General features: G+C 56.3%; 20 protein-coding genes. 10 read left to right on the forward strand and 10 right to left on the reverse strand.

Annotation, left to right across the window (positions count from 1 at the left end; genetic code table 11):
- Window positions 1–33 precede the first annotated feature (33 nt).
- On the reverse strand, window positions 34–696 hold the full coding sequence (gene fsa / locus CRO87_RS17795) for a fructose-6-phosphate aldolase (RefSeq protein WP_097164262.1): 663 nt from the start codon (window positions 694–696) through the stop codon (window positions 34–36).
- A gap of 134 nt (window positions 697–830) precedes the next feature.
- Here fsa and CRO87_RS17800 point away from each other — a divergent pair, with 134 nt between their 5' ends.
- From CRO87_RS17800 to CRO87_RS17815, 4 genes are all read left to right on the forward strand, one after another.
- A complete protein-coding gene (locus CRO87_RS17800) occupies window positions 831–1,730 on the forward strand; it encodes a glycyl-radical enzyme activating protein (protein ID WP_097164263.1) in 900 nt (299 codons plus the stop codon).
- Window positions 1,731–1,734: 4 nt separating this feature from the next.
- Window positions 1,735–4,167 (forward strand): formate C-acetyltransferase/glycerol dehydratase family glycyl radical enzyme, encoded by a 2,433-nt coding sequence (locus tag CRO87_RS17805; protein WP_097164264.1) that lies wholly within the window; start codon window positions 1,735–1,737, stop codon window positions 4,165–4,167.
- Between the two features lie 203 nt (window positions 4,168–4,370).
- A complete protein-coding gene (locus CRO87_RS17810) occupies window positions 4,371–5,186 on the forward strand; it encodes a Cof-type HAD-IIB family hydrolase (protein ID WP_097164265.1) in 816 nt (271 codons plus the stop codon).
- A gap of 153 nt (window positions 5,187–5,339) precedes the next feature.
- Window positions 5,340–6,605: a DUF1479 domain-containing protein gene (locus CRO87_RS17815; RefSeq protein ID WP_097164266.1), complete on the forward strand. Its 1,266-nt coding sequence runs from the start codon at window positions 5,340–5,342 to the stop codon at window positions 6,603–6,605.
- Here the strand turns inward: CRO87_RS17815 and CRO87_RS17820 are convergent.
- Window positions 6,602–7,693, reverse strand: coding sequence for a LacI family DNA-binding transcriptional regulator (locus CRO87_RS17820; RefSeq protein WP_097164267.1), 1,092 nt, complete (start codon window positions 7,691–7,693; stop codon window positions 6,602–6,604). The genes CRO87_RS17815 and CRO87_RS17820 overlap by 4 nt on opposite strands.
- Window positions 7,694–7,977: 284 nt before the next feature.
- Between CRO87_RS17820 and CRO87_RS17825 the strand changes: the two genes are divergently transcribed.
- The 3 genes from CRO87_RS17825 to CRO87_RS17835 all read left to right on the forward strand — a co-directional run bounded on the left by CRO87_RS17825 (window position 7,978) and on the right by CRO87_RS17835 (window position 12,054).
- Window positions 7,978–9,279 carry an MFS transporter gene (locus CRO87_RS17825; protein ID WP_097164268.1) on the forward strand — a complete coding sequence of 434 codons (1,302 nt, stop codon included), beginning with the start codon at window positions 7,978–7,980 and terminating at the stop codon, window positions 9,277–9,279.
- 14 nt (window positions 9,280–9,293) lie between these two features.
- Window positions 9,294–11,660, forward strand: coding sequence for a TIM-barrel domain-containing protein (locus tag CRO87_RS17830; protein WP_097164269.1), 2,367 nt, complete (start codon window positions 9,294–9,296; stop codon window positions 11,658–11,660).
- Between the two features lie 142 nt (window positions 11,661–11,802).
- Window positions 11,803–12,054, forward strand: coding sequence for a hypothetical protein (locus tag CRO87_RS17835; protein WP_097164270.1), 252 nt, complete (start codon window positions 11,803–11,805; stop codon window positions 12,052–12,054).
- A 124-nt stretch (window positions 12,055–12,178) separates the two neighbouring features.
- Here CRO87_RS17835 and CRO87_RS17840 read toward each other — a convergent pair whose 3' ends face one another.
- Both CRO87_RS17840 and CRO87_RS17845 read right to left on the reverse strand, forming a co-directional pair.
- On the reverse strand, window positions 12,179–12,493 hold the full coding sequence (locus CRO87_RS17840) for a hypothetical protein (protein WP_097164271.1): 315 nt from the start codon (window positions 12,491–12,493) through the stop codon (window positions 12,179–12,181).
- 164 nt (window positions 12,494–12,657) lie between these two features.
- Window positions 12,658–14,253, reverse strand: coding sequence for an ABC-F family ATPase (locus CRO87_RS17845; protein ID WP_097164272.1), 1,596 nt, complete (start codon window positions 14,251–14,253; stop codon window positions 12,658–12,660).
- Window positions 14,254–14,480: 227 nt separating this feature from the next.
- Between CRO87_RS17845 and ldtB the strand changes: the two genes are divergently transcribed.
- Window positions 14,481–15,401, forward strand: a complete 921-nt coding sequence (gene ldtB, locus CRO87_RS17850; protein WP_141398713.1) for a L,D-transpeptidase — start codon at window positions 14,481–14,483, stop codon at window positions 15,399–15,401.
- Between the two features lie 59 nt (window positions 15,402–15,460).
- Here the strand turns inward: ldtB and CRO87_RS17855 are convergent, their stop codons facing one another.
- The 6 genes from CRO87_RS17855 to mntR form a co-directional block, all read right to left on the reverse strand.
- Window positions 15,461–16,174: a GntR family transcriptional regulator gene (locus tag CRO87_RS17855; RefSeq protein ID WP_097164274.1), complete on the reverse strand. Its 714-nt coding sequence runs from the start codon at window positions 16,172–16,174 to the stop codon at window positions 15,461–15,463.
- A 15-nt stretch (window positions 16,175–16,189) separates the two neighbouring features.
- Window positions 16,190–17,509 (reverse strand): PTS sugar transporter subunit IIC, encoded by a 1,320-nt coding sequence (locus tag CRO87_RS17860; protein WP_097164275.1) that lies wholly within the window; start codon window positions 17,507–17,509, stop codon window positions 16,190–16,192.
- A 93-nt stretch (window positions 17,510–17,602) separates the two neighbouring features.
- Window positions 17,603–18,976 carry a glycoside hydrolase family 1 protein gene (locus CRO87_RS17865; RefSeq protein ID WP_097164276.1) on the reverse strand — a complete coding sequence of 458 codons (1,374 nt, stop codon included), beginning with the start codon at window positions 18,974–18,976 and terminating at the stop codon, window positions 17,603–17,605.
- Window positions 18,977–19,139: 163 nt separating this feature from the next.
- Complete coding sequence (locus CRO87_RS17870; RefSeq protein WP_097164277.1) at window positions 19,140–20,177, reverse strand: aldo/keto reductase; 1,038 nt, start codon at window positions 20,175–20,177, stop codon at window positions 19,140–19,142.
- A gap of 275 nt (window positions 20,178–20,452) precedes the next feature.
- Window positions 20,453–21,565, reverse strand: a complete 1,113-nt coding sequence (locus tag CRO87_RS17875) for an anion transporter (RefSeq protein ID WP_097164278.1) — start codon at window positions 21,563–21,565, stop codon at window positions 20,453–20,455.
- Window positions 21,562–22,035, reverse strand: coding sequence for a manganese-binding transcriptional regulator MntR (gene mntR / locus CRO87_RS17880; protein ID WP_097164279.1), 474 nt, complete (start codon window positions 22,033–22,035; stop codon window positions 21,562–21,564). Before mntR ends, CRO87_RS17875 begins: the two co-directional genes overlap by 4 nt.
- A gap of 184 nt (window positions 22,036–22,219) precedes the next feature.
- Between mntR and mntS the strand changes: the two genes are divergently transcribed.
- Together mntS and CRO87_RS17890 are read left to right on the forward strand one after the other, a co-directional pair.
- Entirely contained in the window at window positions 22,220–22,345 is a 126-nt protein-coding gene (gene mntS / locus CRO87_RS17885; RefSeq protein ID WP_097164280.1) for a manganase accumulation protein MntS, read from the forward strand.
- A 270-nt stretch (window positions 22,346–22,615) separates the two neighbouring features.
- The gene (locus CRO87_RS17890; RefSeq protein WP_097164281.1) at window positions 22,616–24,199 is read left to right on the forward strand and encodes a phosphoethanolamine transferase; all 1,584 of its coding nucleotides are present in this window, start codon (window positions 22,616–22,618) and stop codon (window positions 24,197–24,199) included.
- Window positions 24,200–24,217 lie beyond the last annotated feature (18 nt).

The raw sequence follows: 24,217 nt of genomic DNA on the forward strand, positions 1-24,217 counted from the left end.
GGGGCCGGGGGAGAGGGTATCAGGCCGCACCTGCTACAGAGTGGTCCGCCCGAAAGCGCCCATCCAGTCCTGCTCGAACTTATCGATGGCCGCATCCACCGCCGGTGAAGCGATAAATTGCTGAGCCACATCCAGCGGCAGCGTAATGGACTGGCAGCCCACCAGCAGGCAATCCAGCGCCTGACGCGGGGTTTTGAAGCTCGCCGCCAGCACTTTAGACTCCGGCGCGTGCAGCTCCAGCAGCTGCTGTAGCTCTTCTACACTGCGAATGCCGCTGCCGCCCTGCGCATCAATGCGGTTCACATACGGTGCCACATACTCAGCGCCAGCCAGCGCCGCCAGCATGCCCTGTGCCGCACCGTAAACGGCGGTGCCGAGCGTTGGGATCCCTTCTGCCTTCAGCATTTTAATTGCCGCCAGCCCTTCCGCGGTGACAGGCACTTTAACCACCAGGTCGGAGATGATGTTGCGCAGCTTGCGCGCGTCCTGAACCATGCCCTCAGCCGTGTTCGCCATAACCTGAGCGAATAAACGCCCCTGACCGCCGAGCGCATCCTGCAATTCAGGCAGTAGGGTTTCGAGTGGCTTTTTGCCTGCCGCCACAATGCTTGGGTTAGTCGTTACGCCCGCCAACGGGAAGACACGTGCCAGTTTTTTGACCGCAGCAACGTCAGATGTGTCGAGATAGAGTTCCATACCGGTTCCTTAAAATGTGAGATTCTGCATGCTTTAAGACTACCACGCCATAACTGCGCTTTTTGTTGACTCACGTCAAAATCACTTTCATTCGAAAGTTATTTAATCTTTATACGAAAGCAAAGAGGCGACTTATGATCTTCAACATTCAGCGCTACTCCACCCACGATGGCCCCGGCATCCGCACCGTTGTCTTTATGAAAGGCTGCTCGCTTGGCTGCCGCTGGTGCCAGAACCCGGAAAGCCGTGCCCGCACGCAGGATCTGCTGTTTGATTCACGCCTGTGCCTCGACGGCTGTGACCTCTGCCAGCAGGCCGCGCCGGACGTTATCGAACGCACGCTGAATGGCCTTGTCATCCACCGCGAAAAGCTCGAACAGCCGCACCTCAATGCTCTGAATGACTGCTGCCCGACTCAGGCGCTTACCATCTGCGGCGAAGTGAAAAGCGTCGACGACATTATGACGACCGTGCTGCGCGACAAACCTTTCTACGATCGCAGCGGCGGCGGCCTGACGCTCTCCGGCGGCGAACCCTTTATGAACCCGGAACTGGCGCTCGCTCTGCTGAAAACCAGCCACGATCAGGGCATTCACACGGCGGTGGAAACCTGCCTGCACGTGCCGTGGAAATATCTGGAACCCGCGCTGCCGTATATTGATCTGTTCCTCGCCGACCTGAAACACGTCGACCCGGACAAGTTTATGCAGTGGACCGACGGCTCCGCAAAACGCGTGCTGGACAACCTGAAACGCCTGGCCGCCGCGGGCAAGAAAATGACCATTCGCGTGCCGCTGATTCAGGGCTTCAACGCTGATGAAGCCTCCATCAAAGCCATTACCGACTTCGCCGCTGAAGAACTTCACGTCAGCGACATCCACTTTTTACCGTACCACACGCTCGGCATGAACAAGTACAGCCTGCTCGGCGTGCCCTACTCTGCTCCCGACAAGCCGCTCGATGCCCCGGAACTGCTGGATTTTGCCCAGCAAATCGCCCGGGAAAAAGGGCTGACTGCGACCCTACGAGGATAATACGATGACTACCCTGATTCTTGATAAACTGACCGACCGCATCAAGGCGCACAAAGACGCGCTGATCCACATCGTCAAGCCGCCGGTCTGCACCGAGCGCGCCCGTCACTACACAACAATGTATCAGCAGAATATGGACAAGCCGATTCCGGTGCGTCGCGCGCTGGCCCTGGCGCATCACCTGGCGGAGCGCACCATCTGGATTAAGCACGACGAGCTGATTATAGGTAACCAGGCAAGCGAAGTACGCGCCGCGCCGATTTTTCCGGAATACACCGTCAGCTGGATTGAGAAAGAGATCGACGATCTCGCCGACCGTCCGGGCGCGGGTTTTGCAGTGAGCGAAGAAAACAAACGTGTGCTGCATGAAATCTGCCCGTGGTGGAACGGCCAGACGGTGCAGGATCGCTGTTACGGCATGTTCACCGACGAGCAGAAAGCGCTGCTGGCAACGGGCATCATCAAAGCCGAGGGTAATATGACCTCCGGCGATGCGCACCTGGCGGTGAACTTCCCGCTGCTGCTGGAAAAAGGCCTCGACGGCCTGCGCGAAAAAGTGGCGGAACGTCGCTCGCGCATCAACCTGACCGTACTGGAAGATTTGCACGGCGAACAGTTCCTGAAAGGCATTGATATCGTTCTGGAAGCGGTCAGTCTGCACATCAAACGCTTTGCCGATCTGGCGCGTAAAATGGCTTCCGCTGAGTCCCGTGAATCACGCAGAGACGAGCTGCTGGCGATGGCGGAAAACTGTGACGTTATCGCTCACGAGCCGCCAAAAACCTTCTGGCAGGCGCTGCAGCTCAGCTACTTCATTCAGCTAATCCTGCAAATCGAGTCTAACGGTCACTCGGTCTCCTTTGGCCGCATGGACCAGTATCTCTACCCGTTCTACCGCCGCGATGTGGAGCTGAACGCCACGCTACAACGCGAGCAGGCGATTGAACTTTTGCACTCCTGCTGGCTGAAATTACTGGAAGTGAACAAAATCCGTTCCGGTTCACACTCCAAAGCCTCCGCCGGCAGCCCGCTGTACCAGAACGTCACCATTGGCGGTCAGAAACTGGTCAACGACGAAGCGATGGACGCGGTCAACCCGCTCTCTTACGCCATCCTCGAATCCTGCGGTCGCCTGCGATCCACCCAGCCAAACCTGAGCGTGCGCTACCACGCTGGCATGAGCAGCGATTTCCTCGACGCCTGCGTGCAAGTGATCCGCTGCGGCTTCGGGATGCCTGCGTTTAACAACGATGAAATTGTGATCCCGGAATTCATCAAGCTCGGCGTGGAAAAACAGGACGCATACGACTATGCCGCTATCGGCTGCATCGAAACCGCCATCGGCGGCAAGTGGGGCTACCGCTGCACCGGCATGAGCTTCATCAACTTCGCCCGTGTGATGCTGGCGGCGATGGAGGGCGGTCGCGATGCCACCAGCGGGGAAATCTTCCTGCCGCAGAGCAAAGCGCTGTCTGAAGGCAACTTCGGCAACTTCGACGAAGTGATGGCCTCCTGGGATACGCAGATTCGCTACTACACCCGTAAATCCATTGAGATTGAATACGTTGTCGACACGATGCTTGAAGAAAACGTGCACGATATTCTCTGTTCTGCACTGGTGGATGACTGCATCGAACGGGCGAAAAGCATCAAGCAAGGCGGCGCGAAGTACGACTGGGTTTCCGGTTTGCAGGTCGGCATCGCCAACCTCGGCAACAGCCTGGCGGCAGTCAAAAAACTGGTCTTTGAACAGGGCGCTATCGGGCAGCAGCAGCTCGCCGCCGCACTCGCCGACGACTTCGAAGGGCTGACCCACGAACAGCTGCGCCAGCGTCTTATCAACGGCGCGCCGAAATACGGCAACGATGATGACACCGTGGATGCCCTACTTGTTCGCGCCTATCAGACCTACATCGACGAACTGAAGCAGTACCACAACCCGCGCCACGGCCGTGGCCCGATTGGCGGCGATTACTACGCAGGGACTTCCTCCATTTCCGCGAACGTGCCGTTTGGCGCTGCGACGATGGCAACACCGGACGGACGCAAAGCACACACGCCGCTGGCGGAAGGTGCAAGCCCGGCTTCCGGCACAGACCACCTTGGCCCAACGGCGGTGATCGGTTCCGTCGGCAAACTGCCGACGGCGGCGATTCTCGGCGGCGTGCTGCTGAACCAGAAGCTGAACCCGGCGACGCTGGATAACGACTCCGATCGCCAGAAGCTGATGGTGCTGCTGCGCACCTTCTTCGAGGTGCACAAAGGCTGGCACATTCAGTACAACATCGTGTCGCGCGAAACGCTGCTGGAAGCGAAGAAGCACCCGGACCAGTATCGCGATTTAGTCGTGCGCGTGGCGGGCTATTCGGCGTTCTTCACCGCGCTGTCGCCGGATGCGCAGGACGATATTATCGCCCGTACTGAACATACGCTTTAAGGCTCATAAACCAGGTTTTGTGGGGGCTGATGCCCGGCGGCGCTACGCTTGCCGGGCCTACGTTGGTCGAGAGTAGGCCGGGTAAGGCGAAGTTGCCACCCGGCATTTAAGCCTCACTTCACTTTCAAATGAAATAAATTTGAGGTTTCCGTCACATTATCACTAGAATGCTCCTGAACGCAGTTAACGCCAGGAGCCTTCGTATGACCGTTAAAGTTATCGTCACAGACATGGACGGAACTTTTCTTAATGATGCCAAGCAGTACGACCGTGAACGCTTTTTGGCGCAGTTTCAGCAACTTAAACAACGTGGTATCGAATTTGTTGTCGCCAGCGGCAACCAGTACTGGCAGCTCATCTCCTTCTTTCCTGAAATCCGTGACCAGATCTCATTCGTCGCCGAAAACGGCGCGCTGGTTTATCAGCACGGTCAGGAGCTGTTTCACGGCGAGCTGACCCGCCATGAGTCTCAGGTAGTCATCGGCGAACTGCTGAAAGACCCGCAGCTCAACTTTGTGATGTGCGGCCTGGAAAGCGCCTACGTCAGTGACAAAGCGCCGGAAGCCTTTGTGAAGCTGATGTCTAAGCACTATCACCGCCTGAAGCCGGTTTCGGAATTCCAGAATATCAACGACAAGATCTTCAAGTTCTCCCTGAACCTGCCGGACAGCGATATCCCACAGCTGGTGGATACCCTGCACGTTTCCCTCGACGGCATTATGAAGCCCGTTACCAGCGGCTTTGGTTTTGTGGACCTGATTATCCCCGGCCTGCACAAAGCCAACGGCATCAGCCGCCTGCTGAAAAACTGGCAGCTTTCGCCGCAGGAGTGCGTCGGCATCGGCGACAGCGGCAACGACGCGGAAATGCTGAAGCTGGTGAAGTACTCCTTCGCCATGGAAAACGCGGCCGACAGCATCAAAGCCATCGCACGCTACCAGACCGACAACAACAACCATGCCGGTGCATTGAACGTGATTCAGGCCGTGCTGGACAACGCCTCGCCGTTCGACGCCTGACAACGCTGCCGGAGCAGTACGCTCCGGTCTTCACTCTCTTCTTTTTCGACTTGTGCAATGCATCAAGTTTTTCAACTTGCATTAACTTAATTTTAACTTAAAGTATCACCTGCAAGTTAAATTACTTTCGAATGAAAGATTGAGAGGTCCATCATGGCGCTTACCTGTTCCAGTGAAACCCTGCCTGCCGATCATAAAGCGGCTATCCGTGAGTTAAAAAAAGCGCTGCGTGCGCAGATTGGCGATGTTCAGGGCGTGTTCGACAAACTCACCGCCCACATTGAAGCCCGCGTGGCGGAGATCGATACCCTGAAAGCCGCCGGAAAACCGGTCTGGCCGGTGATTGCTTATGACGATTTGGCCAAGGGTAAGATCGCTGAAGCCGAGCGGGAAGCGATCAAACGCCGGGGCTGTGCGGTTATCAAAGGGCATTTTTCGCGTGAGCAGGCACTGGGCTGGGATCGCTCAATGCTCGACTACCTCGATCGCAACCGCTTTGATGAAGTGTACAAAGGCCCGGGCGATAACTTCTTCGGCACGCTGACCGCGTCCCGCCCGGAAATTTACCCTATCTACTGGTCGCAGGCGCAGATGCAGGCGCGTCAGAGCCATGAGATGGCGAACGTGCAGTCGTTCCTCAATCGCCTGTGGCGCTTCGAAAGTGAAGGCAAGCAGTGGTTCGACCCGGACGTCAGCGTGATTTACCCGGACCGCATTCGCCGCCGTCCACCAGGAACCACCTCAAAAGGACTTGGCGCGCATACGGACTCAGGTGCGCTGGAGCGCTGGCTGCTACCCGCTTACCAGCAGGTTTTCGCCAACGTCTTCAAGGGCGATTTCACACAGTACGATCCGTGGGATGCGGCACACCGCACCGAAGTGGAAGAGTATACGGTGGATAACACCACCAAATGCTCCGTGTTCCGCACCTTCCAGGGCTGGACTGCGCTGTCGGAAATGATCCCGCACCAGGGTCTGCTGCACGTGGTGCCGATCCCGGAAGCGATGGCGTACGTGCTGCTGCGGCCGTTGCTTGACGACGTGCCGGAAGATGAGCTTTGCGGCGTGGCGCCAGGCCGCGTGCTGCCGGTTTCTGAAAAGTGGCATCCGCTGCTGATCAAAGCGCTGTCTTCAATTCCGGCGCTGGAACCGGGTGATTCCGTGTGGTGGCACTGTGATGTGATCCACTCCGTCGCACCGGTGACCGATCAGCAGGGCTGGGGGAACGTGATGTATATTCCGGCCGCGCCGATGTGTGAGAAAAACCTCGCCTATGCGCAGAAAGTGAAAGTGGCGCTGGAGAAAGGCGCTTCACCGGGCGACTTCCCGCGTGAAGATTATGAAGCGACCTGGGAAGATCGCTTCACGCTGGACGATTTGAACGAGCACGGTAAACGCGCGCTGGGTATGCCGGTTTAATCGTCGTACAGTCCTTCCCGCTCAACGGCGGTGCGTCTCGAGCCTGGACGTATCCGCCGGACTGACTCCCGGACAGCAAGCTGACCGTGCAGCAAAAGTGAGCCGCACGGCGCTTGCGGACGGATCAGCCGCTGTTGCAGCATCTGCACGGCTTCTGTTCCCAGTTCATCACGCGGCACGTGGATAGCCGTCAGCGGCACATCCTGAATGGCGGCCAGGTTGAAACCGTCAATGCTCATCACCGACACGTCCTGCGGCACGCGCAGCCCACGCTGCTGAAGCGCATTTATCGTCCCCGCAGCCATAAAATCTCCGCCCACCAGAAACGCCGTCGGCAGCGGTTTCCCGCCCTGGGCATCCAGCCACGCGCCCACCCTCTCTTCCGTTTCCTTCGCACTGAAACTCGGCACGGTGATCAGATCCCGGGCATCCTGAAAACGCAGATTGCCGTTCTTCCACGCCTCGCGGATGCCCACCAGCCGCAGCTCCATCGTATAGCGACGCAGGCACATCACGTTCACCACCGCGCGATGACCCATGTCGAACAGGTAACGCGCGGCAACCTGACCAATCAGGCGGTGATCGGGGGCGATCGACGGTAAGCGCATCCGCTCATCACGGCAGTTGATCAGCACGCAGGGCCTGGCGAAATCCGCCGCCAGATCGTGAATGTGCGGATCGTCGATACCGAGCAGGATCGCCGCCTGGGTTTCGGCCTCATTCATGCGGGACAGAAACAGGTTGGCATCGCTGTCGTTCTCCTCCAGCGCGCAGTAGCGAAGGCGAACCTCGTGCGGCGACAAGGCCTTGTTGATGCTCTGGACCACGCGGTAGTAAAAAATGTCGGACCGCTCATCAAACGCCCGCTGCGGTGCGAACACGATCAGGCTGTTGAGCAGCATTCTTCCGGCGGCCATGCCCTCCATTACGCCCAGCTCGCGTGCGCAGGCCAGCACCCGCTCACGTGCCTTCTCACTGGTGTTGGCTTTGCCCGCCAGCACCCGGGAGACGGTGCTGCCGGAAAGCCCTGTCCGGGCGGCAATTTCGGCGATTTTGAGCTTTTTATCCAATTTGTGATCTGGCTCCATTTTGGAAATGAAAGAATTTTCATGGCTAATTTACCCTATCCACAAAGGGGTAACTGTGACCCCTCCGCGCATTTTCCCCTTCATATGAAAGAACTTGCATAAATCGCACTATCGACACGCATTTTTCTGCCTTACCCTGAATTGGCCTGACAACTTCCATACTAGTTATCCGGAAGATTAAAAAAGAAAACCATTAGGTTTCAAGAAAATACAAAAACTGGTGTGACAACTCACGAATTGAGTGAGTCATCTTTCCCCCTACAAACCGTCTTGTGGAGAATTCTATGAGCCAAGGTATTAACAACGATATGACGGTCAGCAAATCGCGCCGCGTGGTCAAAAATCTGCGCTGGTGGGTGCTGGTACTTTTCCTTCTGGGCGTAACCGTTAACTACATCACGCGTAACTCGCTGGGCATTCTTGCCCCGGAGCTTAAAACCGAACTCGGCATTACCACCGAACAGTATTCCTGGATAGTCGGCGCTTTCCAGCTGGCCTACACCATTTTTCAGCCTCTGTGCGGCTGGCTGATTGACGTCATTGGCCTAAAGCTCGGCTTTATGATTTGCGCCTGCGTCTGGGCGGTGGCCTGTATCGCCCATGCTGGCGCGGGCGGCTGGCTCTCTATGGCGCTGCTGCGTTTCGGTATGGGGGCCTCCGAAGCGGCGGCCACCCCTGCTAACGCCAAAACCATCGGTGAGTGGTTCCCGAAATCTGAACGCCCGATTGCTGCCGGTTGGGCAGGCGTCGGCTTCTCCATTGGTGCGATGTTAGCCCCGCCGATTATCTACTTTGCTCACGCCTCTTTCGGCTGGCAGGGTGCATTTATGTTTACCGGCGTCCTCGCCCTGCTGTGGGTCCTGCTGTGGTGGATTTTCTATCACAACCCCGATAAGCACCCGAACCTGAGTAAAGAAGAACTCGCCTTTATTCAGCAGGACAACGAAGCGGCCCCGGTGAAATTACCGTTCTTCACCGCGCTGCGTACGATTGGCAAAAACAAACGCTTCTACGGCATTGCCATTCCGGCCTTTATGGCAGAGCCTGCCTGGGCGGTGATGAGCTTCTGGGTGCCGCTGTACCTGGCCAAAGAGTACGGCATGGACCTGAAGCAAATTGTCCTCTTCGCCTGGCTGCCGTTCCTCGCGGCAGACCTCGGGAGCGTCGCGAGCGGCTATCTGACCAAACTGTACGTTCGCGTGTTCGGCTGCACCCGCGTCAACTCCATCGTGGCCTCGTCCGTGAGCGGTGCATTCCTGATGATCGCCCTGGCGGCGATGGCCTTCACCAACAATCCGTATGTGGCGATTGCGCTGATCTCCATCGGCGGCTTCGGCCACCAGATCATCTCCTGCATGCTGAGCGCCCTGGTGGTGGAATCCTTCGACAAAGGCCAGATGGCCACCGTCAACGGCATGCGCGGCTCTGCGGCGTGGATCGCAAGCTTCCTGTTCTCTCTGATTATCGGGGTGACTGCCGACAAAATTGGCTTCAACCCGCTGTTTATCGCCATGGGCTTCTTTGACCTGATTGGCGCCGTATTCCTGATTGCATTTATTGCTGAACGTCGCGCCAAACGCGCCTGAGAGTAGGTTTTGATATGAAAACGCTTAAACACTGGACCTTCGAAAAACAATCCGCCCACCACGTCGAGCTGACCGTCGACGGCCAGCACCAGCTGTGCCTGTACATGCTGGAAGAGAATCTGTTCCGCGTGCTGCTTAAACGCCAGGGACAACTGGCACTCGACAAAACCTGGAGCATCGCGCCTGGCCAGGACGTGCCGTGGGAAGGCCGCTCACGCGAAGATCTGAGCGGATTTAGCTTACCTTCATGGACGCTGGAGAAGAAAGAGGACAGCCTGACCATCAGCACCTCACAGCTGCGAGTCACCGTCCACCAGCCGCTGTGGCTGGAGTGGCACTACAAGAATGATGCGGGCGAATGGCAGTATCTGACCGGCGACCGTCCGACCAGCGCCTATCTGGTGAACGCACACGGCGACGGCGTGGCGCACTACCTGAAGCGTCAGAAGAACGAGCGTTTCTATGGCCTCGGCGAAAAAGCAGGCGATCTGCAGCGCACCGGCAAACGCTATGAAATGCGCAACCTCGATGCAATGGGCTACAACGCGGTCAGCACCGACCCGCTCTACAAGCATATTCCGTTCACCATCACCCGCCGGGACGACGTGAGCGTCGGCCTGTTCTACGACAACCTCAGCAGCTGCTGGCTGGATCTGGGTAACGAACTCGACAACTATCACACCGCCTATCGCCGCTGGCAGGCCGAGGCGGGTGACATCGACTACTACCTGTTCACCGGCAAGCGCGTGCTGGATATCACCAAATCCTTCGTACACCTGACGGGCAAAACGCTGTTCGGGCCAAAGTGGAGCCTCGGCTACAGCGGTTCGACCATGCATTACACCGATGCTCCGGACGCGCAAAATCAGCTGATGAACTTCATCCGTCTGTGCGATGAGCACGCGATCCCTTGCGATTCGTTCCAGCTATCCTCTGGTTACACCTCCATCAACGGCAAACGCTACGTGTTCAACTGGAACTATGACAAAGTGCCGCAGCCGAAGGTAATGAGCAAAGCGTTCCACGACGCGGGCCTGAAGCTTGCCGCCAACATCAAGCCGTGTCTGTTGCAGGATCACCCGCGCTATAACGAAGTGGCGGATAAAGGCCTGTTCGTGCGCGATTCCGAAACTAACGCGCCGGAACGCTCGGTGTTCTGGGATGACGAAGGTTCTCACCTTGATTTCACCAACCCGGCAACCGTCGCCTGGTGGCAGGAAGGTGTGACCACGCAGCTGCTGGAAATGGGTATCGATTCCACCTGGAATGACAACAACGAATACGAAGTGTGGGACGGCGAAGCGCGCTGCTTCGGCTTCGGCAAAGAGATTGCTATCAAGCACGTGCGCCCGGTCATGCCGCTGTTGATGATGCGCGCCTCTATGGAAGCGCAGCAGCGTTTCGCCCCGGAAAAACGCCCATACCTGATCTCCCGCTCCGGCTGCGCCGGGATGCAGCGCTACGTGCAGACCTGGAGCGGCGACAACCGCACCAACTGGGACACCCTGCGCTACAACACCCGTATGGGCGTCGGCATGAGCCTCTCCGGCCTGTTTAACGTCGGTCACGACGTCGGCGGCTTCTCAGGCGACAAGCCGGACGCAGAGCTGTTCGTGCGCTGGGTGCAGAACGGCGTGATGCATCCGCGTTTCACCATCCACTCGTGGAACGATGACCATACCGTCAACGAGCCGTGGATGTACCCGGCGATCACCCCATGCATTCGCGAGGCTATTGAGCTGCGCTACCGCCTGATGCCGTATCTGTACACTCTGCTGTGGCAGGCGCATGCCGACGATGAACCGATGCTGCGCCCGACCTTCCTCGACCACGAACACGACGAGCAGACCTTCGCCGAGTGCGATGACTTCCTGCTGGGCCGCGACCTGCTCGTGGCAAGCGTGGTGGAACAGGGCCAGCGTCAGCGCCCTGTCTGGCTGCCTGCCAATGAAACAGGCTGGTACGATTTCTACACCGGCGAGTGGTTCTCCGGCGGTCAGTGGATTACCGTCGACGCGCCGCTGGAAAAACTGCCGATGCTGGTCCGCGCCGGGGCCGCTCTGCCGCTGAGCGATCGCATTAAGCACGTGAAGCCGCAGGACGACACCCACCGCGAGCTGAAGCTGTTCCCGCTGAAGGGCGTGGGCATCGACTCCGGCATGCTGTTTGAAGACGACGGTGAAACCTGGGGCTACAAGGACGGCAAAGCGCTGTGGCTGGAGTGGGAAATGGAGTGCACTGGCAACACCATCAACCTGAAGCTGAATCCGCGCGGTGATTTCCGCCCGGCGTGGAAAGCGTTGCAGGTGACGCTGCCTGCGGGCGAGAAGCGCCAGTTGCTGATCAATGGCGAAGCCGCCAGTGAGTGGTTACTGAAATAAGCCTTCTGCCCTTTCCGTGCGGGAGGGCAAAACAAATTAATGTCGGACTGTAACTAAATACGTCATGCGTGTAATCGCGCATGGCGTTTTTTTTCGCCGCAGGGTAATGTCAAAGCGCCCCCTAACCTGCGGACAACTCACGATGAAAAGATCCACCACCCTTGCCGTTGTGCTTGCCCTAATCTCCACCAGCGCGCTGGCCTTTCAGGAAAAGCCTTCCCCCAATGTCGCCGCTCCGTCAGCCACCACCGCCAAAACAACCGCGCTGAGCCGTTTTGCGGCAGATGAAAACGACGGCACCATTAGTCAGGTTTATGCGCCCGGAACCTTCAGCAGTACCCAGACCACAAGCAACGGGTACCCGGTCCCTGTTCCGCGCCACCGCCGTGAGTGACATCCACTCTGACCCTGCTACGGCAGGGTTTCATTTTTTATACTGCCGCAATCAGAAAGCCAATCAGCACGCAGTACAGCACCAGGTTCAGCACCGTCAGTACAATCAGCATCGCCCACTCCTGTCAGGACTGAATCATCATCAGACGGATAAACGCCAGCACCGCGAGGCTGCATATCGCCCAGTTGCGCAGAGCAGTCAGCCATGCTTTTCGCTGGCGGGTTCTCTCCTGTGCGTTGCGGCGGCGGGAATGCGAGAAACATTCGCGGATAACCTCCTGGCGAGGAATATTGCGTAGCACTTTGCTGCCAATCACCTGCTCAGGTTTATCGTCCTGTATGACGCTTATGGTCACGTAATAAATCTGTCCCGCCTCGCGGACGTGATAACAATAGTAAGCAGATTCTGTTACGCCGGAATAAAACGAAAACTCGCGCATAACCCCTCCTCAACTGAAAATTCAGTCGCTATTTCTTCACAGAATTGTGCAGGAATAATGGGGAGATCGTGGGATTACGAAGGTGTTGCAGAAGTGTTTAAAAATAAGGCGAACGTCGGGAAGGAAACCCCGGCCGCGCAGTCGCGTGCCGGGGTGAGCGGTATTTAGTTATCAATACCTTTGCTGCGCAGGTAATCTTCGTAGTTACCGCTGAAGTCGATCACGCGCTCTGGCGTAATTTCAATCACGCGGGTTGCCAGTGAAGAAACAAATTCACGGTCGTGAGAGACGAAAATCAGGGTGCCCTGATACATCTCCAGCGCCATGTTCAGTGATTCGATGGATTCCATGTCCAGGTGGTTGGTTGGTTCATCCATCACCAGGATATTGGGTTTTTCCATCATCAGCTTGCCGAACAGCATGCGGCCTTTTTCACCACCGGACAGCACTTTGGCAGGCTTCTTGATGTCGTCCTGGCTGAACAGCAGACGGCCGAGGAAGCTGCGCACCACCTGCTCGTCATCGCCTTCCTGCTTCCACTGGCTCATCCACTCAAAGACGGTGAGATCGTTTTCGAACTCATACTCGTGATCCTGAGCGTAGTAGCCAATTTTGGCGTTTTCAGACCATTTCACCGTACCGCTGTCCGGCTGTGCTTCACCCACCAGAGTTTTCAGCATGGTGGATTTACCCACGCCGTTGGCACCGATGATGGCAATTTTCTCACCGACTTCCAGCAGCAGATTGAAGTTTTTGAACAGCGGACCCTCTTCAAAGCCTTTGGTGAGGTCTTCCACTGCCAGCGCGTTACGGAACAGCTTCTTGTCCTGCTCAAAGCGAATGAACGGGTTCTGACGGCTGGAGGCTTTCACTTCGTCCAGCTTGATCTTATCGATCTGACGAGCACGAGAAGTGGCCTGGCGGGACTTAGAGGCGTTAGCGCTGAAGCGGCTGACGAAGGACTGCAGGTCAGCAATCTGCGCTTTTTTCTTGGCGTTATCCGCCAGCAGGCGTTCACGGGCCTGAGTGGCCGCCGTCATGTACTCATCGTAGTTGCCTGGATAAACGCGCAGCTCGCCGTAGTCCATATCCGCCATGTGGGTACAAACCATGTTCAGGAAGTGACGGTCGTGCGAAATAATAACCATGGTGCTGTTACGTTCGTTGAGCGTCTGCTCCAGCCAGCGAATGGTGTCGATGTCCAGGTTGTTCGTCGGTTCATCGAGCAGCAGGATGTCCGGGTTAGAGAACAGCGCCTGTGCCAGCAGGACACGCAGCTTCCAGCCAGGAGCCACTTCGCTCATCGGGCCGTAATGCTGCTCCAGCGGAATACCTACGCCAAGCAGAAGTTCACCGGCGCGGGACTCAGCTGAATAGCCATCCATTTCGCCGTAAGCGACTTCGAGGTCTGCAACTTTGTAGCCCTCTTCTTCGCTCATTTCCGGCAGCGCGTAAATACGATCGCGCTCCTGCTTCACTTCCCACAGCTCAGCGTGGCCCATGATCACCGTATCGAGCACGGAGAACTCTTCGAAGGCGAACTGATCCTGACGCAGCTTACCGATGCGCTCGTTCGGATCGAGCGAAACGTTGCCGAGGGTCGGCTCTAAGTCGCCCCCCAGAATTTTCATAAAGGTGGATTTACCGCTTCCGTTGGCGCCAATCAGGCCGTAACGGTTGCCGCCGCCAAATTTGACGGAGATGTTTTCGAACAGCGGCTTACTGCCGAACTGCATGGTGACGTTGCTGGTTACTAACACGGGAGTATCCTGAAAGATGTGACAAACGGCCTATTTTGCCACAATTCTGAATAAAAATCGCCTTGCTCGTGCAGGGACTACACTGGCAGCATGGGCCAGACGGTGAAAAAAATGTGATTTCGTCCACATCTGATTTCCCTGCGGCGAGGAATGCACATATAATGCGCTCCCATTAAGGGTTCCATTTCTCTAACAACAGCCTGCTCGGCACCGATACTTCGCACAACATGAAAATGAAAATATCTACGCTTTTCGCGGCAGCTTTTGCCGTTATGGGCTTTTGCAAAACTGCATCTGCTGTGACCTATCCTCTGCCAACCGACGGTAGCCGTCTGATTGGTCAGAACCAGGTGATCACCATCCCTGATGACAACAAGCAGCCGCTCGAGTATTTCGCTGCGCAGTATCAGATGGGCCTGTCCAACATGACCGAAGCCAACCCGGGTGTTGACGTGTATCTGCCAAAAGGCGGCACGGTGCTGAACATTCCTCAGCAGCTGATCCTGCCTGATACGGTTCATGAAGGTATCGTGATTAACAGCGCCGAAATGCGTCTGTATTACTATCCGAAGGGCACCAACACCGTGATCGTGCTGCCTATCGGTATCGGCCAGTTGGGTAAAGATACCCCAATCAACTGGACCACCAAGGTTGAGCGTAAGAAAGCAGGCCCGACCTGGACCCCAACCGCGAAAATGCACGCTGAATACATCGCTGCAGGCGAACCACTGCCAGCCGTTGTGCCAGCCGGTCCGGACAACCCGATGGGCCTGTACGCGCTGTATATCGGTCGTCTTTACGCCATCCACGGTACCAATGCGAACTTCGGTATCGGCCTGCGCGTGAGCCACGGCTGTGTGCGTCTGCGTAACGACGATATCAAATTCCTGTTCCAGAACGTGCCGGTCGGTACTCGCGTCCAGTTCATCGATGAGCCAGTAAAAGCCACCACCGAACCAGACGGCAGCCGCTACATCGAAGTTCACAACCCGCTGTCTACCACCGATGCGCAGTTCAACGACGGTGAAGTCGTGCCGGTCAAGCTGACCAAATCCGTTCAGGCCATCACCGGCCAGGCTGATGTGCAGACCACCGTGGTTGATCAGGCCATTCAGGATCGCTCAGGGATGCCAGTTCGTCTGAACTGATTCCAGAGCACAAAAAAAGGCGGGTTTCGACACCCGCCTTTTTTATTGGCAAAAATTCATTAACCGTTATTCACAATCACTATTCCGCCATGATCGTAGCGATAGTGACAGTGGGCATACTCCAGAGGCGTGCCATCTTCCAGGTAAATCACCTGCTCCACTTCCAGCACCGGGTCACCCGCCTCGCAGACTAAATGCTGCTGCTCCAGCTCGCCGGGTTTGATGGCGCGCACCACGCGGTATGAGCCCATAATCTTCAGCCCCAGCGTTTCCACATACTGAAAGACCGAACTTTCGAGATGGCCTTTATTCAGCCCTGGTACCAGGTTTACCGGCATCACGGTTGCGTCCAGCGACATCGGCTCGCCGTTCAGTAAACGCAGGCGGACAAAGTCATACACCGGCGCATCGGCGTTAATCAGTAGGGAAGCCTGCTCTTTTTCCGTCGGGAAGCGCAGTTCGAAACGCACCACCTGGCTGCTGACCGTGCCCAGGTGCTCCCAGGTTTTGGTTGCGCCGAAATAGTCACTGCCCGGCAAGTCCCACTGCGAAAGCTGAAGAAAATTCTTACGCACGAAGGTGCCCTGTCCCTGGCGCGTGTAGATCAGCCCTTCGACAATCAGCTGACGCATTGCCTGCTGAATGGTCATGCGGCTGGTCTGAAACTCCGCCGCCAGCGCAAACTGATCGGGCAACGGCGAACTGGCGGGATACCGCTGGCTAATGATGCGCTTCTTAATTTCCCGCGCGATAGTAAGGTATTTTGCCGCCATTGCCCCAGTCCTTAATTAGTCTGTTATCCCATTGTTTCTTAAGGCCACTCGCTCTGCAATCTTGAGGAAAGGCAGGTAGAAGAATACACCAAAGACGATGATTATCAACTGAACCACCACCGCCCGCCAGTCGCCTGCAGTGGCCAGCCAGGCGCTTAATACCGGCGGTGTCGTCCAGGGGATCATCACCACGCAGCGCGACATCAACCCGAGCGTCGTACACAGCCAGGCGAAGAAAATACCGATGGCAGGCAACAGCACAAACGGGATCATCAGCGGAATGTTGAACACAATCGGCAGGCCAAAAATCACCGGTTCGTTGATGTTGAACAGACCCGGGGTGATCGCCAGACGGGAAACCTGCTTCGACGCTTTCTGGCGCGAAAACAGGAAAATGGCAATCAGTAATGAAAATGTACTGCCGGTACCGCCAATCATGCCGAACGTCGGTACAAAGATGTTGTTGATGATATGCGGAATCGGCTGCCCGGCCGCATAGGCCAGCATGTTCTCGTTGGTGTTAATCAGCAGGAAGGGTTCCAGAATCACGCTGTTCACCACCGCCTGGTGAATGCCGAGCGTAAACAGGAAGTTACCGAAGCTGTAGATAAACAGCGTGCCCGGCAGGCTGGTGTTGATCAACCGCAGCGGCTGCTGGATCAGAGTGATGATCAGATGGATCAGGTCAGTATGCAGCAGGTTTTTAAGCAGCGCGGCAAAAATTGCAAACAGCGACAGCGTGAGGATAGTCGGCAGCAGCGAGGAGAACGACTGGCTGACTGCGGGCGGCACGTTAGGCCCGAGGTTAATCTCCAGACGTTTGAACTGGGCGATGCGGATAAAGATCTCCGTCGCCAGCAGGCCGATAATCACGCCCGCAAAAATGCCCGTTGTGCCAATGTTGGCGAAGGTCAGGACGGAGGTCAGGCTGACCGCCACTTTTCCGCCTACCGGCACCATCTCGACCTGCATTGGCATCATAATAATGAAGCTGCACAGGGCGATTATCACCGCCGAAACCGGGTTACTAAAGTTTTTGTTACGCGCCAGCGACCACGCGATCATCGGAGCAATCAGCAATGCGGCAATATTCAACGTTCCGTTGATGATCGCATCGCCCCACACCTTGAATCCCGCCAGCGTATCTCCTTCAAAAACCCACGGAAATACCACGTTGTTCACCAGAACCGCGAGCCCTGCCAGGATAAATATCGGCATGACTCCGGCGAACGCGTCGCGCAGCGAACGCAGGTGAACCTGGTTGGCGATGCGCGCCGAAAACTCCACGAAGCGATCGGTAAAAGACTGCATACTGGTTGATACGTTATCAGACATTTGCACAGACCTTTTGTAGACTCACTCGTACTCCCGTTACGTATCCGGGCAGCAGCCCGAATACGCACAGGGATAACCCGGTTTGCTCAGCGCTTACATCTCTTCGCCGTTCGAACGGATCGCCTGTTTTAACCACGCGTAGCTTTTCTTCGGCACGCGTTTCAGATCTTTCAGATCGTGGTTTTCGCGGTTGACGTACACCACGCCATAGCGCTTACGCATATCGCCCTGCGAGCTCAGAATGTCGATAAGCCCCCAGCCGAGATAGCCAATCACCTCTGCGCCATCCTCGAAAATGGCCTCTTTCATCGCGTTGATATGGTCGCGGTGATAGGCGATGCGGTAGTCATCGGCAATCATGTTTTTGCCGTCCCACTCTTCAATCACGCCGATGCCGTTTTCAATCGGGAACACCGGCATGCGCCAGTTGTTGTAGTACTGGGTGATGATGGTGCGGAAACCGAGCGGGTCAATCTGCCAGTTCCATTCGGTGGCCTTCAGATACGGGTTATTTTTATCGCCGTATTTCAGGTAATAGTTCACCTCGGTGCCTTCAGGGATCGGGTCGGTATCGAGCGTGCGGCTGGCGTAATAGCTGAACGCCATATAATCATTTTTGTTGCTGTTGATAAGCTTCAGGTCTTCTTCACGATAAATATCTTCAAAGCCTTCACGCTTCACCACCGCCATCACTTCCGGGCTGTAGCCCTGCCCTGCATATACACGCAGCAGGTTCTGATTAAGGAATTCATCATGCTGCTGGGCGCAGAAGATATCGCGCGGTTTGCAGGTCGCCGGGTAGATCAGTTGGTGAGCCAGCATCCCGCCCATCAGCTTGCCAGGTTTGGTTTCGTGCAGGTATTGGGTGAGTTTCACATGAGCGACCATGGTGTGATGCTGAATTTCATACAGCTCACGCAGGGTTTCATCGCCGCGCATATAACCTGAAATGCGGAACGCGATCGGCATGTGGAAGATGTTCTGCTCGTTGAAGGTGAGCCAGTACTTCACCTTGTCGCCGTAGCAGTCGATCATCTTTTGGCCGTAGCGGACGAAGGCGTCCATCACGCGGCGGTCGTTGAAGCCGTTGTACTCTTCGGCCAGTGCCAGAGGCATATCGAAGTGATAGAGGCAGATCATCGGCTCGATGCCGCGGGCAATCAAGCCGTCGATAAAGCGGTGATAAAAATCAATGCCTTCCTGATTGAATTCGCCGTCGCCCATCGGGCAGACGCGGCTCCAGGCTATCTGGAAGCGGTAGCAGTTCATGCCCAGATCCTGCATCAGGTCAAAGTCTTCTTCAAAGCGGTGATAGGAATCGGTTGCCACCTTCCAGTCAGAGGCAAACTCGGACGGCTCGCGGATGTCATACACCGACTTGCCCTTTCCGCCCTCGTTCCAGGCCCCTTCGGTCTGCATGCTGGATACCGAGTTACCCCACAAAAAATCCTTTGCCAGTTTCTTCATTGTTGCTCTCCGCTAATATGACTAGTCATTTAAAATTCATGACTAGTCATATAGAACGAAATGACAATTCAGGCAAAAAGGTTGTGCTGTTTTTGTGAGCGGTTTCGAAAACCAGGCAAAAAAAAGGGCGGACCTTAGTCCACCCCGTTTGATATAACCCAACTCAGCCTTTCAGCTGATTACGACGGTATTCGCCCTGCCGCTCCAGCATCCAGCCCGGATACTCGCGCGGCAGCGCACTGACGGCATCCAGCTGCTTCAGCTCACTTTCCGTCAGACGAATCTCCGTGGCCGCGATGTTATCGGCCAGCTGGTCCGGGCGTTTCGCCCCGATGATGACACTGCTGACGACCGGCTGATGCAGCAGCCACGCCAGGGCGATTTGCGCCACCGACACACCCTTGCTCTCGGCGATGTTGCGCATCACGTCGATGCAGTCGAAGCCGCGCTCTTTGTCCACCGGCGGGAAGTCAAACTCCAGCCGACGTCCGCCCGCCTCATTCTGCCCGTCGCGGCCGTATTTACCGCTAAGGAAGCCGCCCGCCAGCGGACTCCAGACCATCAGCCCGACGCCTTCGCTCTGCATCATCGGCACCAGTTCACGTTCGAGATCGCGCCCGGCAATGGTGTAGTAGGCCTGCAAAGAAGCAAAGCGCGACAGCCCAAGCCTGTCGGAAATCCCCAGCGCCTTCATGATTTGCCACGCCGACCAGTTTGATACGCCGATGTAGCGCACGTGACCATGTTGAACAAGGTTATCCAGCGCATAGAGCGTTTCTTCTATTGGCGTGGCAGGGTCAAAACCGTGCAGCTGATAGAGATCGATATGATCGAGCTGCATGCGGCGCAGGCTCTCCTTCACGCTGTTGATGATGTGATAGCGCGAACTGCCGCGTGAATTCACGCCTGCCGTGCCGGTTTCGCCAAACACTTTCGTCGCCACGACCACGTTTTCACGCGGCACCTTCAGATTTTTCAGCGCCTGGCCGGTGATCTCCTCCGAGCGCCCTTCCGAATAGACGTTGGCGGTGTCGATAAAATTAATGCCCGCATCCAGCGCGCTGCCCACCAGCCGCTCGGCGTCGGCCTGCTGCAGCTGGCCGATTTTTCCCCACATGCCACCTTCGCCGCCAAACGTCATGGTGCCAAGGCAAAGTTCAGAGACAAACAAACCGGTATTGCCTAATTTCTGATAACGCATAACTCTCTCCTCAAAGGGATGTCGTGGTGAGTGTTCATTAGTTATAACCACACACCTGCGTTTGCGAATGGGGCGATTCTGTGCATTTCTTGCCCAATTCTCTGAAATTCACCGTCGCCGAGGGTCGGGCCCATCACGGGCGCCGCAGAGAAAGGAGCAAATGGTGAACATCACGATGCAAATGATGAAGAACAGCTTGGGCCCGAGCAGGCGGCTCAGGAAGGCTGAAATCGGTAGTACAATGCCATTCGCCAGGAAATCCTGGCAATTGAGCATTATCTGACAAGCATCAGCAGACCAAATCCGACCAGCGCCGCCCACAGCAGCATCGGCACAGAATAGAGGTGAAAGCGCCACCAAATGCGGCGATCGTTCGCCATCCGCAGGGCAATAAGATTCGCAAGGGAGCCCGGCAGCAGGCCAAAGCCACCCACGTTGACCGCCCAGGCAAGCAGTATGGAAGGCGGCACGTAATTAATGAGCAAAATGGTCGAAGGCACGTTGCTTATCACCTGCGAAAGCCCGATTGCCGTCAGCCAGAGCCCGCCGTCCGACAGCCCACTGACGCCGCTTAATGCGTGGTGCAGCGCAGGCAGCTGCGTCATGAGATGAACGTCGACGAACATCGCCATAAAGACCAGCAGCAGCGTCCAGTCCACGCTGAACACCACCCGACGCTCCAGCAGCAGGAAACCGACGGCAAGCAGCAGCAGCCCCCACAATTCAAGGCGCAGCTCAAGGCTGACGATAAAGATGAGATAAAACGCGAGGCAGCACCAGACCAGCTTCGGGCTCCAGCCAGGCGTGCGGTCACCGCTCTGGAAGTGCAGCTTTTTGGCCGGGAAGCACACCCAGCACAGCAGCAGCAACGACAGCATCATCGCCAGCGCCAGCGGCGCCATTTGGGCACTGAATGAGAGGAAAGAGAGCCCGGAGCGCCCCCATAGCAAAATGTTTTGCGGATTGCCGATTGGCGTCAGCAGCGAGCCCGCATTCACCGCCAGGGCTTCAAAAATAATCAGCCGGTTAACCGGAATGGCGCTCCATTTTTTCAGCGTCAGGGTCAGCGGCACCACGATAAACAGCGCCACGTCGTTGGTCAGAAATGTTGAAAGCAGCGCCGCCGCCAGCACCATAAACAGTGCCAACTGACGCTCGGTAGCAAAGCGGCGCGACATTTTACGTCCCAGTACGTCAAAATAGCCGCTCTGCTCCACACCTTTGGTCAGCAGCATCAGGCCGCTCAGGGTGACGATGGTGTGCCAGTCGATAGCTGAAGGCCAGGCTGATGGCTTAAAAGGAACAAATAGAGAAAGCGCGATACCGGTGAGGATCAACAGGTGCAAAAAGCGGTCGCGCAGGAGCGACCGCAGAAAAGGGAGGTTCATTCAGCGTGCTGTCCTGCCTGAAGGGTAAACTGGCGGAAGCGTTCGAGCGTCTCTTCGCTGACGTGGTGCTCCATACCTTCCGCATCACGGCGGGCGGTGTCCTGACTGACGCCAATGGCCAGCAGGAAATTTTCCACGATCTGATGGCGCTCGCGAGTTTCCTGCGCCAGCTTCTCCCCTTCCGGCGTCAGAAACACGCCGCGCCAGGGAATCTGCTGAATGAGCCCAACGCCCGCCAGTCGTTTTAACATTTTCGCTACCGTCGGCTGAGACACGCCCAGCCGTGCCGCCATATCGACCTGACGTGCTTCGCCCACTTCGCGGATCAGATCGGAGATAAGCTCCACGTAATCATCAATCAGCTCGCGGCGGTGCGCCTCACGCACCTGCCGAAAGCCTTCCACGTGCTCTTCGACATTCACTAACTGCGTCACTTTTTTTACTCCTGGGGTGCCCGGGCGACGGCTCATTGTGCTTCCTCTTCGCGGTGACGCGTTAATGCATCAAGTTAAGGAGCTCTATTGTATAGGATAGTGACCTGAGCACAAAAAATTAACGTTTTAGCCATAGCTAAGTAATATAGCCTGTGCTATATCTGTATGTAATACGAACATCCTTCAGGGAGTGAAGGTGCAGAAAGTTCAGGAGGGTCTGATGAACGAATTCAAGAGGTGCTTAAGCGTGTTTAGCCATTCTCCCTTTAAAGTCCGCCTGATGCTGATCGCCATGCTTTGCGACATCATCAACGGCAAACCCCGGCAGGACAAGCCTTCACACTAATGCGGCGTCGCGGTACGCCGCTTCATTTTTCTGTCATACAACACAGTTAGTCTGATCGTTTTGCCCAATAACCCCCTTCTTTTTTCCGGATTTGTAATCGCCCTCGCAAAACAATTTGTTATGGGGTGTTGACGCCGTTATTCATCAAATTTATCTTCTTGCATCCCTGCAGCTTTAGCGCCTCGATGAACCCCATTCCTCACGCACTGCCAGGCAGGTTTTACCCTTTGACGCCAGGGGACGCACATGGCGGCTTTTTGATTGTGACCTATGAATGTAACGCTGAAAGAAACGCTGGCCGCGCGTGGCCTGGCGCTCAACCCATGGACCGGATTTTACTTTTTACAATCGCTGCTGATGAATCTGGCGCTGGGATATCCTTTCAGCCTCCTGTATACCGTCGCTTTTACCTGTGTCCTGCACGTACTGTGGCGCGCGCTGCCGCGCACGCAGAAAGTCCTGCTGGGCCTCTATTCTCTGGTGGCGGCCTTTTATTATCCGTTTGGTCAGGCCTACGGCTCACCTAACTTTAATACCCTGCTGGCGCTCCATTCGACGAACCCTGAAGAATCCACGGAAATTCTGACCATCTTCCCGTGGTACAACTATTTTATTTCCCTCTTTATTTTCGCCCTCGGCGTGATAGCGGTGCGCCGCAAGCCGGAAGGAAAGCGCGCGTGGAGCAAAATCGATATTCTGTGCCTGATTTTTTGCGTTGGCGTCGCGTTCGTGCGTCCGATTCAGGAAATTGCCTGGGATGGCGTATTTCGACTGAGCAAAATTGGCTACCCGGCCGTGCGCTTCGTGCATGACGTGGCCGTCAGCAATCAGCAGGTCCTGGATGAGCAGGCGCGTCTGGCGCAGTTTGCCAACCAAAAAGATACCTGGAACGTGGTGGCGGTGAAGCCGAAGTATCACACCTATGTCGTGGTGATTGGCGAGAGCGCGCGCCGGGATGCGCTGGGTGCATTTGGCGGCCACTGGGCTAACACGCCTTTTGCAAACAGCGTGAACGGCACATTGTTTACCGACTATATTTCCGCCAGCGGTTCTACACAGAAATCACTGGGTCTGACGCTCAACCACGTGGAAGACGGCAAACCACAGTATCAGAATAACTTTGTGACCCTGGCCAACCGCGCAGGGTTCCAGACCTGGTGGTTCTCCAATCAGGGGCAGATTGGTGAGTACGACACGGCCATCGCCAGCATCGCCAAACGCGCAGACGAAGCGCATTTCCTGAAAAGCGGCGACTTTGAGGCCGATAAAAACACCCAGGATACCGATCTGCTGAAGATGACCGCGCAGGTGCTCTCCACCGAGCGTACCCAGCCACAGCTGATCGTTCTGCATCTGATGGGCTCGCATCCCCAGGCCTGCGATCGCACCCAGGGCAAATACACCGATTTTGTGACCTCGAAAGAGACGTCATGCTATCTCTACACCATGACCCAGACCGACCAGCTGCTCAGCAAGCTCTACGATCAGCTGCGTAACGCCGGGGACAGCTTCTCACTGGTCTATTTCTCCGATCATGGACTGGCTTTTAAGGAACGCGGCAAGTCCGTGCAGTATCTGGCGCATGATGACAAGTTCCAGCAGAACTTCCAGGTGCCGTTTATGGTGCTCTCCAGTGATGACAAAGCGCATCGGGTGATTAAGGCTCGCCGGTCGGCAAACGACTTCCTGAGCTTCTTCTCGCAGTGGACAGGGATCCAGGCTGAAGAGATTAAGCCTCGCTACCGCTTTGTTTCCACTCAGAAAGCAGGCCCGGTTTACGTCACCAACTTCCAGCTGCAGAAGGTGGATTACACCCATCTGGGTACCGACATCTTTGATACCGGCACCCGCTAACTGATTTGCCGGATGGCG

Source organism: Enterobacter sp. CC120223-11, from assembly GCF_900215375.1.
Lineage (GTDB): Bacteria > Pseudomonadota > Gammaproteobacteria > Enterobacterales > Enterobacteriaceae > Scandinavium.